Origin of the sequence: Massilia arenae (assembly GCF_008014745.1) — a bacterium.
Lineage (GTDB): Bacteria > Pseudomonadota > Gammaproteobacteria > Burkholderiales > Burkholderiaceae_D > Telluria > Telluria arenae.
The window spans coordinates 173814-188781 of record NZ_VPFD01000003.1; the positions used below are offsets into that span (position 1 = coordinate 173814).

Consider the following 14968-nt stretch of genomic DNA (forward strand, 5'->3'; position numbering starts at 1 on the left):
GAACGTCGACCTTTTAGCTGCGCGCCAAAGCGCGCATGACAACAGGCAGCCGCCATCCTTCAGGATGAACAGGGACGCGTGCGCGCACGCCACGAGGGCGCACGACCGCATGGGCGATAGCACGAGCAGCAAAAGAAGGAACAGCGAACAACCAACAGGCACGCCCTCACCCCGGGACGTACGAATGCATCGTGGATGGCCGGTCTTCTGGCTCGCCGTCTTCCTTCCCCGGTCCTGCCTTCCCGTGCGCGGGGCACAGTGGCGTTCGATCGGAGTCGTCAGGCTTACAGCAGCGGGGGCTGCGCCGGACTGGCGCGCGATGGCTATCGCGCACGTCACCGGCTTCCCGTTTCACCTCCCTGCAGACGAGCAGGAAGGCACCATTCACTTGATTGGGCGCGATTCTACCGCCAAGTCTGTACACTTGTCACCGCATTATTTTTCCGGCCGGTGCCGGTTGAAACCGCTGCATCTCCATCGAGTCTCCATCCGGATGTCACCGGATTGCCATCCGCCGCGATCACAATGCGACGTTCGACAAGCCTCACCACACCCCACGCCATGACCTGTGTTTCACCACCGGCGCCAGCCTCCCCGACCGCCTCGGCCATCGCCCCCGGCTCGCCCTGGAAGCTGCGCTACGGCCTGATCTTCGCAGGCCAGTCGCTGTCGCTGCTCGGCTCCGCGCTGACCCAGTTCGTGCTGCTGTGGTGGATCACGGACACCACCGGCGACATCTCGGCATTGGCCACGGCCGGCATCGCGGCCCTGCTGCCGCAGGCGGTCTTGAGCCCGCTCGGCGGCACCCTGGCCGACCGCTACAGCCGGCGCCTGCTGATGATCTGCGCCGACCTGGTGAGCGCGCTGTGCATGGTAGTCCTGATCGCGCTGTTCCTGGCCGACAGCATCGCGCTGTGGCAGGTATATACGATGCTGACGATCCGCAGCGCGATGCAGGCCTTCCAGGCGCCGGCCGCGGCGGCCAGCGTGGCGATGCTGGTGCCGCCGGGCTTCCTGCCGCGCGCCGTGGGCCTGAGCCAGACGGTGCAGGCCTTGATGACGGTGGCCGCGGCGCCGCTCGGCGCGCTCGCGATCAGCATCCTGCCGATGGGGTGGGCACTGGGGATCGACGTCGGCACCGCCCTGCTGGGCATCGTGCCGCTGCTGTTCCTGCGCATCCCGCAGCCGCGCGTGGCGCGCGAGGACCGGCAGGGCCTGTGGCGCGAGTTCCGCACCGGCCTGGCGGTGGTCACCTCGAACCCGGGCCTCTCGCGCCTGTACCTGCTGCTCGGCGCGGTGGTCCTGGTGATCATGCCCGCCTTCACGCTGGTGCCGCTGCTGGTCAAGGAGTACTTTGGCGGCGGGGCGCCGCAGGTCGGCTTCATGGAGGCGATGGCCGGCGTCGGCATGATCGCCGGCGGCATGTTCGTGACGGCGATCGCGCCGCGCCACGGGATGCCGTGGGTGCTGCTGGGCTTTGGCGCCTCGTGCGCGACCCTGGCGCTGACGGCGCTGGTGCCGCCCACGCTGTTCGGCGTGGCCGCGTTCTGGTGGGGCCTGAGCGGCGGCGCCTTCATCGCCGGGAACACGCCGCTGACGACCCTGCTGCAATCGACGATCCCGAACCACCTGCAGGGCCGGGTGCTGTCGCTGCTGAACATGGTCATGGCGCTGGCGGCGCCGGTCGGGCTCGCGCTTGCCACGCCCTTGGGCGAGGCGATCGGCGTACGCTGGCTGTTCGTGGCGATGGGCGTGGCCGGCACGCTCGTCAGCCTGAGCGGCTTCCTGTCGCCGGCGCTGCGTAACCTGGACCGCCCGCAAAAATAAATCGCACAGGTTTATTTACGGGGAATGGACGTATACTGGCGGCTTCCAGCCGTCCTTCCCCTTGAACGCCGCGCCATGCCGCCCTATAACGCACCGCCTACCGCCTTTGATCCCGCCACCATGCCGCTGCTGCGCAGCGTCGGCTCGAACCAGGTCGGCATGCGCGAGTACAATGAGCGGGTCGTGCTGCAGGCGATTCGCACCCATGGCAGCCTGCCCAAGGCTGAAGTCGCGCGCCTGACCAAGCTCAGTACCCAAACCGCCTCGGTGATCATCAACCGCCTGCTGGACGAGCAACTGGTGGTCAAGCGCGACGCGGTGCGGGGCAAGGTCGGCCAGCCGTCGCAGCCGATCGCCCTGAACCCGGAAGGCGCGTTCTCGATCGGCATCCAGATCGGCCGGCGCGCGCTGGACGTGGTCCTGCTCGATTTCACGGGCGCGCTGCGCTGGCAGTCGTCGACGCCCTACGCCAGCCCCGAAGTGGAACAGGTCTTCGCCGCCATCGACGCCAGGCTGCGCGAGGTGGATGACTTCCTCGGCCCGGAACTGGCGCCGCGCCTGACCGGCATCGGCCTGGCCGCCCCGCTCACGCTGGGCACCTGGCACGGCCTGGAGAGCCTGCTGCCGCAAGAGGCGGAAGCCTGGCGCCGGGTCGACGTGCGCGTCCGCCTGCAGGCCATGACGCCGCTGCGCGTGGACTTCGCCAAGGACACGATCGCAGCCTGCGTGGCCGAACTGGTGGCCGGCCGCGGACGCAAGCTGAAAAGCTATCTGTACGTGTTCGTCGACACCCTGGTCGGCGGCGGCCTGGTGATCGACGGCGAGCCGCACAGCGGCCAGTTCGGCAACGCCGGCGCGATCGGCTCGATGCCCCTGGGCCTGGCCGGAACGGACGAACGCGGCGTGGCGCCGCAGCTGCTCGGGGCGGCTTCGCTGGTGCGGCTGGAAGAGATGCATGCGCAGGCCGGCCTGGAACTGCTGGCGTTCAGCGACGAACGCCTGTTGAGCGGGCCGTGGGAAGCCGTGACCCGGCAATGGATCGAGGAAGCCGCCAATGCGATCACCTTCGGCGTCACCGGCGCGGCCTGCCTGCTCGACCTGGACGGGGTGATCGTCGATGGCGCCGTCAGCCGCGCCCTGCTCGAACGCCTGATCGCCGCGATGCAGGAACAGATGACGCGCTACAGCTGGCAGGGCACCGAGCGGCCGCTGGTGATGGCGGGGACGATCGGGATGACCGCCAAGGTCATCGGCGCGGCGTATCTGCCGCTGCATGCGAACTTCGCGCCGGCGCATGGATTGTTCCTGAAGGCGACCCGGCGCTAGCAAGGCGTGCGCGGTGCCGGGTCTGTTCGCGCTAGAGTATTCGCCACCCATTCATGGAGGCGATCATGCTCGAAAATATGGATGCGGCCGCAACAGTCGGCGTACGCGATATGGCTGCGGCAAGAGAGTTCTACGGTAATCTGCTGGGATTGAAGCCGGTCGAGAGCGATGGCGGCGATGACGATATGGCGCTCTACCGCAGCGGCAATACACGGGTGTTCGTCTACCGCTCGGAGTACGCCGGCACGAACCAGGCGACCGCCATCACCTGGGATGTTGGCGACAAGTTTGACGATATCGTCGCCGCACTGCAGTCCAAGGGTGCCCGCTTCGAGCATTACGACATGGGCGGCTTGCGGCGCGAGGGCGACGTCCACATTGCTGGCCAGTTGAAGATCGTGTGGCTCAAAGACCCTGACGGGAATATCTTGAGCATCAACAGCGCCTGACCGTGAATACACGTAATGAGAAACGCCCTGTGAATCAAGGATCCACAGGGCGTTTTTTACAAGACCGGTCCGGACAGTTTAGAACGGAATGTCGTCATCCATATCCGAGAAGTTCGGCGCCGGTTTCGGCTGTGGACGTGCGGCCGGGGCCGGTGGCGCCTGGCGCGGAGCCGGACGCTGCGGGGCCGAGTAGTCGTCGTCCATGCCGCCGCCCATACCGCCACCCATGCTGTCGCCGCCCATGCCCTGGCGACCGCCCAGCATCTGCATGTTTTCAGCGATGATGTCGGTGGCGTAGCGCTCGATGCCGTCCTTGTCGGTGTACTTGCGGGTCTGCAGGCGGCCTTCGACGTAGACCGACGAACCCTTCTTGAGGTATTGGCCCACGATCTCGGCCAGGCGGCCGAAGAAGGAAATACGGTGCCACTCGGTCAGCTCTTTCTGCTCGCCGGTATTGCGGTCTTTGGATTTGTACGAGGTGGCGACCGCGATGTTCGCGATGGCGTCGCCGCTCGGCATGTAGCGAATTTCTGGGTCGCGGCCGAGGTTGCCGACGATGATGACCTTGTTGACTGATGCCATGGTGTTACTCCTGCTGGGTATGGTAAGCCCTGACTCTGCGTATTTCTAGGCGTCAGGGAACGGTGTGTTGCAGCTGACTATTATGCGGTCCGCCACCCGGTTTCAGCAATCCTTTTCGTTGGCTGGCATCAGTCCGGACGCACCATCGAATCGGCTGTTTCGTTGTCGATTAAGTCAGATAAATAACCACCCTGAAAATTATTTTCCAGTTCTGAACGCTTTGTCATTGAAGCGCCCGGGGATCGGCCCACATAGCATAGACCCGGCCTTCCTGCGCTTGTCAAAGTGGTATGCCAACTTGGCACCCCTGGTACAGCAACCACTGGATAGATGTACAGCCGAAACAAAAACGCGCTACACTTACGGGTTCTCCCCGATTGGCCCGCTTACCGCGCTGCTGGCGTTTGCGGCCCCGCAAAAACTGATAGAAAGTCTGCCCAACTTAATGGAAGAAATTCGCATTCGTGGTGCCCGCACGCACAATCTGAAGAACATCAATCTCGACCTGCCGCGCAACAAGCTGATCGTGATCACCGGCCTGTCGGGCTCGGGCAAGTCGTCGCTCGCCTTCGACACCCTGTATGCCGAAGGCCAGCGCCGCTACGTCGAATCGCTGTCGGCCTATGCGCGCCAGTTCCTGCAGCTGATGGAAAAGCCGGACGTCGACCTGATCGAAGGCCTGTCGCCGGCAATCTCGATCGAACAGAAAGCGACCTCGCACAACCCGCGCTCGACCGTCGGCACCGTCACCGAGATCCACGACTACCTGCGTCTGCTGTACGCGCGCGTCGGCACGCCGTATTGCCCGCAGCACCCGCATGAGCCGCTGTCGGCCCAGACCGTGTCGCAGATGGTCGATGCCGTGCTCGCCATGCCGGAAGGCACCAAGCTGATGATCCTGGCGCCGGTCGTGGCCGGCCGCAAAGGCGAACACGGCGACCTGTTCCAGGCCATGCAGGCCCAGGGCTTCGTGCGCTTCCGCATCGCCAGCGGCGTCAATGCCGCCAAGATCTATGAAATCGATGAACTGCCCAAGCTCAAGAAGACCGAGAAGCACAGCATCGACGTCGTGATCGACCGCGTGAAAGTGAACCCGGACATCAAGCAGCGCCTGGCCGAAAGCTTCGAGACCGCCCTGCGCCTGGCCGACGGCCGCGCCGTGGCCTACGAGATGGATACCGAGAAGGAAACCGTCTTCTCGAACAAGTTCGCCTGTAATGTTTGCGGCTATTCGCTGCAAGAGCTGGAACCGCGCCTGTTCTCGTTCAATAACCCAATGGGCGCCTGCCAGGAATGCGACGGTCTGGGCCATATCGAGTTCTTCGATCCGAAGCGGGTCGTGGCCTTCCCGCACCTGTCGCTGGCCTCCGGCGCCGTCAAGGGCTGGGACCGCCGCAACCAGTTCTACTTCCAGATGCTGCAGAGCCTGGCAGCCCATTACGACTTCGACCTCGACAAGCCTTTCGAGCAATTGCCGAAGACCTCGCAGGAAGCCGTGCTGTTCGGCTCGGGCAAGACCGCGATCCCGTTCAGCTATGTGAACGAACGCGGCCGCACCGTGATCCGCGAGCATACCTTCGAAGGCGTGGTCAACAACCTGCAGCGGCGCTACCGCGAGACCGATTCGATGGCGGTCAAGGAAGAGCTGGCCAAGTTCATCAACGAGAAGAAGTGCCCGGCCTGTGAAGGTGCGCGCCTGCGCACCGAAGCGCGTTTCGTCAAGATCGGCCAGGGCGAGCAGCAGCGCGCGATCTATGAAGTGTCGGATCGCCCCCTGCGCGAAACCCTGAACTTCTTCGAGACCCTGGAGCTTACCGGCGCCAAGAAGGACATCGCCGAGCGCGTGATCAAGGAAATCATTTCGCGCCTCAAGTTCCTGAACAACGTCGGCCTGGACTACCTGTCGCTCGACCGCAGCGCGGATACCCTGTCCGGCGGCGAAGCGCAGCGTATCCGCCTGGCCTCGCAGATCGGCTCTGGCCTGACCGGCGTCATGTACGTGCTCGATGAACCGTCGATCGGCCTGCACCAGCGCGACAACGATCGCCTGATCGCCACCCTGAAGCATTTGCGCGACATCGGCAATAGCGTGCTGGTGGTCGAGCACGACGAAGACGCGATCCGCACCGCCGACTACATCGTCGACATGGGTCCGGGCGCGGGTGTGCATGGTGGCCAGATCATTGCCGAAGGCACGCTCGAGCAGATCATGAACAACGAGCATTCGGTGACCGCCCAGTACCTGGACGGCCGGCGCAAGATCGAAGTGCCGAAGAAGCGTACCAAGGCCGACCCGGCGCGCCAGCTGGTGATCACGGGCGCGAAAGGGAATAACCTCAAGGATGTGACGCTGACCTTGCCGGTGGGCCTGATGACTTGCGTGACGGGCGTCTCGGGTTCCGGTAAGTCGACCCTGATCAACGACACGCTGTATCCGGCGCTGTCGCGCCACCTGTACGGTTCGCAGACCGAGCCGGCCGAGCACAGCTCGATCCACGGCCTGGAACACTTCGACAAGGTGATCTCGGTCGACCAGGCGCCGATCGGCCGCACGCCGCGTTCGAACCCGGCGACCTATACCGGCCTGTTCACGCCGATCCGCGACCTGTTCTCGACCGTGCCGACCGCCAAGGAACGCGGATACAGCGCCGGCCGCTTCTCGTTCAACGTCAAGGGCGGCCGCTGCGAAGCGTGCCAGGGCGATGGCGTGATCAAGGTCGAGATGCACTTCTTGCCGGACGTGTACGTGCCGTGCGACGTCTGCCATGGCAAGCGCTACAACCGCGAAACGCTGGAAGTGCAGTACAAGGGCAAGAACATCACCGAAGTGCTGGACTTGACGGTCGAGGATGCGCACGAGTTCTTCAAGCCGGTGCCGGTCATCGCGCGCAAGCTGCAGACCTTGCTGGACGTGGGCCTGGGCTACATCAAGCTGGGCCAGAGCGCGACCACCCTGTCGGGCGGCGAGGCGCAGCGCGTCAAGCTGTCGCTCGAGCTGTCCAAGCGCGACACCGGGCGCACCTTGTACATCCTGGATGAACCGACCACCGGCCTGCACTTCGCCGACATCGACCTGCTGCTGAAAGTGATCCACCGCCTGCGCGACCAGGGCAATACGCTCGCCATCATCGAGCACAACCTGGACGTGATCAAGACCGCGGACTGGATCGTCGACCTGGGGCCGGAAGGCGGCGCTGGCGGCGGCACCATCGTGGCCTGCGGCACGCCGGAGCAAGTAGCGAAGGTCAAGGACAGCCCGACGGGCAAGTACCTGAAGCCGCTACTCAAGGCTTGATCTTCACGGTTCGACCCAAATGAAACAGGGGCAACGCCATTGGCGTTGCCCCTGTTCTTTTTTATATGGCCGCTTTGAATCGCGGCCTCTCCCCCACTCGGCCGGTCTTCAGCCGGCCAGTTGCTTCTCCAGGCGATCCTTGGTATCCACCAGCTCTTGCGGCAGGCGGTAGGACAGCTTGTCGAACAATTCGCCGTGCAGCTTCAGTTCTTCGGCCCATGCGTTCTTGTCGATCGACGTGATCTGGGTGAACTGCGCTTCGGTGAACTCCACGCCATCCCAGTTCAGGTCACCATACGACGGCGTCGTGCCGAACAGGTGCGCGTTGCCGGCGGCGGCGCTGCCTTCGGTACGGTCGAGTATCCATTTCAGCACGCGCATATTGTCGCCGTAGCCCGGCCATACGAAGCTGCCGTCCTCACCGGTGCGGAACCAGTTGACGCAGAAGATCTTCGGCAGCGCAGCCGGATTGATTGCGGCCACTTTCTTACCGAGATCCAGCCAGTGCTGGAAATAGTCGCTCATGTTGTAGCCGATGAAGGGCAGCATCGCGAACGGATCGCGGCGCACCACGCCCATCTGGCCGGCGGCGGCGGCGGTGGTTTCGGAGCCCATGGTCGCGGCCATGTACACTCCATCCACCCAATTGTTGGCCTCGGTCACCAGCGGCACCGTGGTCGAGCGGCGGCCGCCGAAGATGAAGGCCGAGATCGGCACGCCGGCCGGATCGTCCCAGGCCGGATCGATCACCGGATTTTGGGTCGCGGCCACGGTGAAGCGCGCATTCGGGTGCGCTGCCTTGGTGCCGGAGGCCGGAGTCCAGTCCTTGCCCTGCCAGTCGATCAGGTGTGCCGGGGCTTCTTTCGTCATGCCTTCCCACCACACGTCGCCGTCGTCGGTCAGCGCCACGTTGGTGAAGATCACGTTCTCGCGCAGCGAGGCCATGCAGTTCGGATTGGTCTTTTCGTTGGTGCCCGGCGCCACGCCGAAGTAGCCGGCTTCCGGATTGATCGCGACCAGCTTGCCGTCCGCCGCCGGCTTGATCCAGGCGATGTCGTCGCCGATGGTCGTCACTTTCCAGCCGTCGAAGGTCTTCGGCGGGATCAGCATCGCGAAGTTGGTCTTGCCGCAGGCCGATGGGAAAGCTGCCGCGACATATTGTTTGTCACCCTTCGGCGACTCGACGCCCAGGATCAGCATGTGTTCGGCCAGCCAGCCGGTGCCGCCCTGCTGCGCCTCTTGATAACCCATGTTCGAGGCGATGCGCAGGGCGAAGCATTTCTTGCCCAGCAGCGCGTTGCCGCCGTAGCCGGAACCGAAGGACCATATCTCGCGGGTTTCCGGATAGTGCACGATGTACTTGGTGGCATTGCATGGCCAGGCGACGTCGTTCTGGCCGGCAGCCAGCGGCGCGCCGACCGAGTGGACGCAGGGAACGAACTCGCCGTCCGGGCCCAGCACGTCGTACACGGCCTTGCCCATGCGCGTCATGATGCGCATATTGACCGCGACATAAGGCGAGTCGGACAGTTCGACGCCGATATGGGCGATCGGCGAGCCCAGCGGGCCCATCGAGAACGGCACCACGTAAAGGGTGCGGCCGGCCATGCAGCCGTCGAACAGGCCGTGCAGGGTGCGGCGCATCTCGGCCGGCTCCATCCAGTTATTGGTCGGGCCAGCCTGCTCTTTGGTAGCGGAGCAGATATAGGTGCGGTCTTCGACGCGCGCCACGTCCGATGGATCGGACCAGGCCAGATAGGAATTCGGACGCTTGGCGGGGTTGAGCTTTTTCATCGTGCCCGCTTCGACCATCTGTGCGCACAGGCGGTCGTATTCTTCTTCCGAACCGTCGCACCAGTAAATGCTGTCAGGCTTGGTTAGGGCGGCGATTTCCGCGACCCAATTGATGAGCTTTTGATGTTTGATGTAAGCTGGAACGTTCAGTGCGGCAACGCCGCCCATCACGGGCTGGTTCATGGGGAGTCCTCCAAATGCAATAAAGAATTCGGGTAGATCGCTGGGTCGGGATCAATCATTGGGCAATCGGCCTGGTCAGGATCGCGGTGGGTCAGCGGTCGGGTCAGCGGTTGGGGCGACAGCCTCTGGCAAGGCTGAGCGGTGCGTCTCATGAGCACCGTTGGATACGTGTCATTCCTGTAAGTTCTGCGCCGATTGTACACCCCAAAAACCGCCTTTCGGGGCCTTTCACTACAAAAAAGTAGGAGAAATGTCCTAGTAATGTAGTAGGCTATTTGGGCAAATGCCCTACCCTGTTATTTGTTTACATTTAACTGATATAACTCTGATAACACCAATGAAAATCGCGATTCTTGACGACTATCAAGACGCCGTGCGCGGTCTTGACTGCTTCCGACTGCTCGACGGCCATGAGGTCAAGGTCTTCAATAACACCACACGTGGACTGGGCCAGCTGGCGATTCGCCTCGCCCCTTTCGACGCCCTGGTGCTGATCCGCGAACGCACCGCCTTGTCGCCGGCATTGCTGGCGAAGCTGCCGAACCTGAAGCTCATCTCGCAGACCGGCAAGGTCAGCGGCCATATCGACGTGGCCGCCGCGACCGCGCACGGCATCGCCATCGCCGAAGGCGTCGGCTCGCCGTTCGCGCCGGCCGAGCTGACCTGGGCCCTGATCATGGCGGCCAGCCGCAAGATCGTGCCGTATGCGAACAATCTGAAGGATGGCTTGTGGCAGACGGCCTCGGTCAATCCGGCGCTCAATGGCGTGGGGCGAGTGTTGCACGGGCGTACCCTGGGCCTGTGGAGTTACGGCAAGATCGGTAAGCTGGTGGCCGGCTATGCGCGCGCCTTCGGGATGCGGGTGCTGGTCTGGGGCAGCGAGGCCAGCCGCGCGGCGGCCGTCGCCGACGGTCTCGAGGCGGCGCCATCGCGCGAAGCGCTGTTCGAGCAGGCCGACGTGCTGAGCCTGCATTTGCGGCTGGCGGAATCGACGCGCGGCATCGTCACGGCAAGCGACCTGGCGCGCATGAAGCCGGACGCGTTGTTCGTCAACACCAGCCGCGCCGAACTGGTGGCGGATGGCGCGCTCGAGGGAGCCCTCAAGGGGGGGCGTCCGGGCATGGCGGCGCTGGACGTGTTCACCAGCGAACCGCTGGCGCAGGATGCGCCACTGCTGCGTATCCCGACGGTGCTGGCCACCCCGCACCTGGGTTATGTCGAGAAGGACAGTTACGAAATCTATTTCAAGGCGGCGTTCGAGAACATCGTCAAGTTCGCGCAAGGCGAGCCGGCGAACATCCTCAATCCGGAAGCGCTGGGCAAGCGCTGATCAGCCCAGCTCGGGCTCGCCCGTGAGCTTGATCTTTGGCGCCGGCATCACGTGGGTGCCGGTCCAGAGTCCCGCCCAGCCCGGCGGCCAGCCGATGTCGGGGCCGCTGTAGCCTTTCAAGCCCGCCCGTACCGGCACGACCGGCACCGCAGGCGTCTCGACCAGCCCGCCGCCCGCGGGGCGCTCCATATTGAGGCTGTAGATGTATCCCGGCAGCAGTAGGTCGCAGGCTTGCGCGAACCAGGCGGTGTGGTCTTCGTCGCGGCCCAGCGCCTGCGCCAGTCCTTGCGGATCGAACTTCGCCAGCGCGTGGATCAGCTCTTCGGTGGTGGCGCCCGGCACATCGCCCCAACCCATGACGGGATTGTTGTTGTAGTCGGCGCCCGAGCCATACCAGCCTTCGCGCCAGGTGCGCTGCATCCAGTTGCGCGGCCCTGTGAACAGGTGCCAGCGCCAGTGCAGGCCGGAAGGCTTGGGCCAGGAATACAGGTACAGCTTCTGGTAGCCGGCCTCGTGCAATGCGCGCACCACGGCCATCAGGCGCGCATGCGGCATGCGGTCGGGCGGCGCGCGCCGGAACAGGATCGGCTCGCCGTCAGCGTGCTGGACTTCGTCGCTCGACAGGTTCAGGTCGAGGGCGCGCGCCTCGTCGTTGAAACGCGCCGAGATCCAGCCAGTGAGCAGGTTGACGTGCGTGATCACGCCATAGCCGCGATGGCGGTGGAAGATGACGGTGCCGGGTGCGACTGCTTTCATGGCCAGGGGAAAAATAGAGAAGAAAGACAATGAGTGTACTCATCCGATCCGGACGATTCTAGCGCAGTCACAGTCGGATACACTATGGTTTGCGGCTATCATGACGCACCTTTTTTCTGCGAGTAGATAAACCAACATGACTTTGCGACTCATCGCCACCGGTGGCACTTTCGACAAGCATTACAACGAACTGAACGGCGTACTCGGCTTTGCTGAAAGCCATCTGCCAGAGGTGATCAAGCGCAGCCGCATGACGGTGCCGGTCGCGCTCGACGTGCTGCCGCTGCTCGATTCGCTCGACATGGGGGACGCCGATCGCCAGCGCGTGCTGGCCTCGTGCCAGGCCGCCAGCGAGAAGGCGATCGTGATCGTGCACGGCACCGACACCATGCCCCAGACGGCCGCCGTGCTCGGCGCCGCCAAGCTCGACCAGACCATCGTGCTGACCGGCGCCATGATCCCGTATTCCATCGCCAATTCGGATGCGCTGTTCAACCTCGGCTTTGCCTGCGGCGTGGCGCAGACCCTGCCGGCCGGTGTGTATGTCGCCATGAACGGCCAGGTTTTCCCATGGGATAACGTGACCAAGAACCGCAGCGAAGGCGTCTTCCAGCAGCTGTAAGCAATAGTTCCTGCGCTTGTTTGACAGGGATTAAAAGCGAGGGCAGCCGCGCGCTGCCTTCCTGTTCGACTTCCTATACTGCCTTTCTCGATCACCCGCATCAAAGGAGAAGGCAATGAATGAGAAGCGTCCCACGCTGACCACGCGCCAGGGTCATCCCGTCCGCGACAACCAGTCCCTGCGCTCGGTCGGCGAACGCGGCCCGGCCACGCTCGAGAACTACCAGTTCATCGAAAAGATCACCCACTTCGACCGCGAACGCATCCCCGAGCGCGTCGTGCATGCGCGCGGCACCGGCGCCCATGGCTTTTTCGAAGCCTATGGCAAGATCGGCGACGAACCCGCCGCCACATATACCACGGCACGCGTGCTCAACGAGACGGGCGTGCAGACGCCGGTATTCGTGCGTTTCTCGACTGTGATCGGCGGCAAGGAATCGCCGGAAACCGCACGCGATCCACGCGGCTTCGCGGTCAAGTTGAAAACCGTCGACGGCAACTGGGATTTGGTGGGCAATAACCTGAAGGTGTTCTTCATCCGCGACGCGATCAAGTTCCCGGACATGATCCACGCCTTCAAGCCCGATCCCGTCACCAACCAGCAAGAGCCATGGCGCTTCTACGATTTCATCTGCAGCCATCCGGAAGCGCTGCACATGGTTACCTGGGTCAAGAGCCCATGGGGCATCCCCGCCAATTACCGCGAGATGGAAGGTTCGGGCGTCAACACCTACAAGCTGGTCAACGACAAGGGTATCGCCCACCTGGTGAAATTCCACTGGCAGCCCAGGCAGGGCGTGCGCAACCTCACCGCCCAGCAGGCAGCCGAGATCCAGGGCCGCGACACCAACCACGCCACGCGCGACCTGTATGACGCGATCGAGCGCGGCGACTACCCGGAATGGGAATTCTGCGTCCAGGTCATGGCCGACGGCGACCATCCCGAGCTCGACTTCGACCCGCTGGACGACACCAAGCGCTGGCCGGAAGACCAGTTCCCGCTGCTGCCGGTGGGCCGCATGGTGCTGAACAAGAACCCGGACAATGTGTTTGCAGAAACTGAGCAGTCAGCCTTCGGCACCGGCGTGCTGGTCGACGGCATCGATTTCTCGGATGACAAGATGCTGCAGGGTCGTACCCTGTCGTATTCGGACACCCAGCGCTACCGCGTGGGACCCAACTACCTGCAATTGCCGATCAACGCACCGCAAGAAAAGGCCAAGGCGCAAACCAACCAGCGCGACGGCCAGATGACGTTCTATGTGGATGGCGATGGCGAGAACAAGCACATCAACTACGAACCGAGTCTGATCGGTGGCTACCAGGAAGCCGATACGCCGGGCTATGAACATCGCCCCTGGGTCGAAGGCCACCTGGGCCGCTACCAGACCACGACCACGCGCGACGACTACAAGCAGGCCGGCGCGCGCTACCGCACTTTCGAGGATTGGGAGCGTGACGACCTGGTCAACAACGTCGGGGGCGATCTGAAGCAATGCCCGGAACCGATCCAGCTGCGCATGGTGTGGCATCTGTGGCACTGCGACGAGGATTACGGTCGCCGCGTGGCCGAAGTCGCCGGGATCGACCTGGAGAAGGCCAAGGCGTTGCCGCCGTTGCCGAACCGTCCGGCGCCGCATGAGGATCGGCAGGGGGCGACCTATACCAGCGGGGAGCTGGAGAATGGCGGTGGTGCGGGTGGGAAGACGGAACCGGCGACCAGCGAGGAGGTCGCGGCGGCGAAATAATCACGCTGGTCGAACGCGTGGACGGGAAACCCGTCCACCCTACGGTCCTCGGATGTAGGGTGGACCGGGGCGCGCAGCCGGCTCTGCCGTCCACGCGTTCAATCACCGTAAGCGCATCAGGCCTTGGCTTCTCCGCCCAGCGCCTCGACCACGTCGGTCAGCAGCTTGGCCAGCTCACCCGTCATCAACATGATGTCGTTATCGAAACGCTCATCGTCGTTATAGGTCGGGCTCTCGCCTTCCTTGATCACGTCCAGCGGCTTGATGCCCTTGATCGCCAGCGACTCGGTCAGCACGAAGCTGACGCGGTCGTTCCAGGTCATGGCCAGGCGGGTGCACTGCTTGCCGGCGGCGATGTGGCGGCGGATGTCGTCCGGTTCCAGCGTGTGCTTCACGTAGCGCACCGCGGCGCGGCTTTCGCCGGTCGCGCGCAGCTCGGTGTCCTGGTCGATCGTGAAGCCGTACGGCGCTTCATCGGCTTCCAGCCAGCCGGTCATCACGGCGACGGGCGACTTCTGTACGCGCAGCGATTCCAGCGGCATCTTGTCGACCGCCTTGAGCAGCAGTTTCACGATGTCGTCGGCCTTCGCCGGGCTCGCCGCATCGACCACCAGCCAGCCATTGACCGGGTCGATCCAGGTCCAGACATTGCTGCGCAGGGTGAAGGCGCGCGGCAGCAGTTCGTCGGCCACGCGTTCCTTCAGTTCTTTCATTGCCTTTTTGCCAGGCGGGAAGCCCTGCTGCTCTTCCAGCTCGGCCGCCTTGGCCTTGGCCACCTGGTTGATGACCGATGCCGGCAGCAGCTTCTTCTCGGTGCCCAGCATGATCAGCATCTGTTTGTTGACCACGTGGACCAGGCCGCCGTTCGGGCGCGGCGCGTCCCAACCCTGGCGCAGCAATTCATTGCTGCTGGCAGGCACGAAAGCCTGTGGCTCGAGGGCTTTTTCCAGTTGTTCAGGGGTGTAGGCCCAAGGGGCCGGCAGACGGTAGATCTGTAGATTCTTGAACCACATAGGTTATCCGGTATTTTCGCTATTTCGAGGGATCGATATTTTAC

At 63.8% G+C, this 14968-nt stretch carries 11 protein-coding genes and 1 riboswitch; of the genes, 7 read left to right on the forward strand and 4 right to left on the reverse strand.

Translation table 11 applies throughout. The annotated features are described in order from the left end of the window. Window positions 1-180: 180 nt before the first annotated feature. Window positions 181-400, reverse strand: a riboswitch (cobalamin riboswitch). A 161-nt stretch (window positions 401-561) separates the two neighbouring features. The 3 genes from FVD38_RS03425 (at window position 562) to FVD38_RS03435 (ending at window position 3602) form a co-directional block, all read left to right on the forward strand. Beyond that, window positions 562-1827 (forward strand): MFS transporter, encoded by a 1266-nt coding sequence (locus tag FVD38_RS03425; RefSeq protein ID WP_147933531.1) that lies wholly within the window; start codon window positions 562-564, stop codon window positions 1825-1827. A gap of 75 nt (window positions 1828-1902) precedes the next feature. Beyond that, on the forward strand, window positions 1903-3153 hold the full coding sequence (locus FVD38_RS03430) for an ROK family transcriptional regulator (RefSeq protein WP_147933532.1): 1251 nt from the start codon (window positions 1903-1905) through the stop codon (window positions 3151-3153). A gap of 65 nt (window positions 3154-3218) precedes the next feature. Next, window positions 3219-3602: a VOC family protein gene (locus FVD38_RS03435; protein ID WP_147933533.1), complete on the forward strand. Its 384-nt coding sequence runs from the start codon at window positions 3219-3221 to the stop codon at window positions 3600-3602. A 78-nt stretch (window positions 3603-3680) separates the two neighbouring features. Here FVD38_RS03435 and ssb read toward each other — a convergent pair whose 3' ends face one another. Then, window positions 3681-4184: a single-stranded DNA-binding protein gene (ssb, locus tag FVD38_RS03440; RefSeq protein WP_109345880.1), complete on the reverse strand. Its 504-nt coding sequence runs from the start codon at window positions 4182-4184 to the stop codon at window positions 3681-3683. A gap of 445 nt (window positions 4185-4629) precedes the next feature. Here ssb and uvrA point away from each other — a divergent pair, with 445 nt between their 5' ends. Next, window positions 4630-7479 carry an excinuclease ABC subunit UvrA gene (uvrA, locus tag FVD38_RS03445; RefSeq protein ID WP_147933534.1) on the forward strand — a complete coding sequence of 950 codons (2850 nt, stop codon included), beginning with the start codon at window positions 4630-4632 and terminating at the stop codon, window positions 7477-7479. Window positions 7480-7587: 108 nt separating this feature from the next. Here the strand turns inward: uvrA and FVD38_RS03450 are convergent, their stop codons facing one another. Beyond that, window positions 7588-9456, reverse strand: coding sequence for a phosphoenolpyruvate carboxykinase (GTP) (locus tag FVD38_RS03450; protein WP_147933535.1), 1869 nt, complete (start codon window positions 9454-9456; stop codon window positions 7588-7590). A 337-nt stretch (window positions 9457-9793) separates the two neighbouring features. On the opposite strand from FVD38_RS03450, the gene FVD38_RS03455 reads away from it, so the two are divergent. Then, the gene (locus FVD38_RS03455; RefSeq protein ID WP_147933536.1) at window positions 9794-10786 is read left to right on the forward strand and encodes a D-2-hydroxyacid dehydrogenase family protein; all 993 of its coding nucleotides are present in this window, start codon (window positions 9794-9796) and stop codon (window positions 10784-10786) included. Here the strand turns inward: FVD38_RS03455 and FVD38_RS03460 are convergent, their stop codons facing one another. Beyond that, entirely contained in the window at window positions 10787-11542 is a 756-nt protein-coding gene (locus FVD38_RS03460; protein WP_147933537.1) for an L-asparaginase, read from the reverse strand. 136 nt (window positions 11543-11678) lie between these two features. Between FVD38_RS03460 and FVD38_RS03465 the strand changes: the two genes are divergently transcribed. After that, window positions 11679-12164 carry an asparaginase domain-containing protein gene (locus FVD38_RS03465; protein ID WP_147933538.1) on the forward strand — a complete coding sequence of 162 codons (486 nt, stop codon included), beginning with the start codon at window positions 11679-11681 and terminating at the stop codon, window positions 12162-12164. A 115-nt stretch (window positions 12165-12279) separates the two neighbouring features. Further along, entirely contained in the window at window positions 12280-13911 is a 1632-nt protein-coding gene (locus FVD38_RS03470; RefSeq protein ID WP_147933539.1) for a catalase, read from the forward strand. 116 nt (window positions 13912-14027) lie between these two features. On the opposite strand, the gene FVD38_RS03475 is transcribed toward FVD38_RS03470, so the two are convergent. Next, window positions 14028-14924, reverse strand: a complete 897-nt coding sequence (locus tag FVD38_RS03475; RefSeq protein WP_123070554.1) for a recombination-associated protein RdgC — start codon at window positions 14922-14924, stop codon at window positions 14028-14030. Between the last annotated feature and the right edge of the window lie 44 nt (window positions 14925-14968).

Coding starts and splice junctions, on each gene's coding strand:
- FVD38_RS03425 (WP_147933531.1), top strand. CDS start 562: ATGACCTGTGTTTCACCACCGGCGCCAGCCTCCCCGACCGCCTCGGCC.
- FVD38_RS03430 (WP_147933532.1), top strand. CDS start 1,903: ATGCCGCCCTATAACGCACCGCCTACCGCCTTTGATCCCGCCACCATG.
- FVD38_RS03435 (WP_147933533.1), top strand. CDS start 3,219: ATGCTCGAAAATATGGATGCGGCCGCAACAGTCGGCGTACGCGATATG.
- ssb (WP_109345880.1), bottom strand. CDS start 4,184: ATGGCATCAGTCAACAAGGTCATCATCGTCGGCAACCTCGGCCGCGAC.
- uvrA (WP_147933534.1), top strand. CDS start 4,630: ATGGAAGAAATTCGCATTCGTGGTGCCCGCACGCACAATCTGAAGAAC.
- FVD38_RS03450 (WP_147933535.1), bottom strand. CDS start 9,456: ATGAACCAGCCCGTGATGGGCGGCGTTGCCGCACTGAACGTTCCAGCT.
- FVD38_RS03455 (WP_147933536.1), top strand. CDS start 9,794: ATGAAAATCGCGATTCTTGACGACTATCAAGACGCCGTGCGCGGTCTT.
- FVD38_RS03460 (WP_147933537.1), bottom strand. CDS start 11,542: ATGAAAGCAGTCGCACCCGGCACCGTCATCTTCCACCGCCATCGCGGC.
- FVD38_RS03465 (WP_147933538.1), top strand. CDS start 11,679: ATGACTTTGCGACTCATCGCCACCGGTGGCACTTTCGACAAGCATTAC.
- FVD38_RS03470 (WP_147933539.1), top strand. CDS start 12,280: ATGAATGAGAAGCGTCCCACGCTGACCACGCGCCAGGGTCATCCCGTC.
- FVD38_RS03475 (WP_123070554.1), bottom strand. CDS start 14,924: ATGTGGTTCAAGAATCTACAGATCTACCGTCTGCCGGCCCCTTGGGCC.